Raw genomic sequence first — 262 nt, forward strand, 5'->3', positions numbered from 1 at the left:
CGTCAAAGCGGCGCTGCAACCCGGCGCAATGCCAATTGCTGATGCCGCACCAGCAGCATGCTCAAACCAATACACGCGAGCATGAGCAGCGCATTGATCGCGAGGCTGTACTGGAACCCATGCGCGTACGCATCCGGCGTCGAGCGGCCCCCGATCACGCCGAAGAACGCGCCGCTGATCGCCGCAGTGCCGAAGGCCGAGCCGATCTGCAGGGTCGACGACACCACGCCCGACGCGAGTCCGGCCTTCTCGGGCGCGACCT

1 pseudogene is annotated in these 262 nt (G+C 66.4%); it reads right to left on the reverse strand.

The features are described from left to right. Positions 1–2: 2 nt before the first annotated feature. Positions 3–262, reverse strand: a pseudogene (locus tag SB764_RS41565) (MFS transporter); the annotation flags it as partial.

Origin of the sequence: Paraburkholderia sp. SIMBA_027, from assembly GCF_046535315.1 — a bacterium.
Lineage (GTDB): Bacteria > Pseudomonadota > Gammaproteobacteria > Burkholderiales > Burkholderiaceae > Paraburkholderia > Paraburkholderia tropica.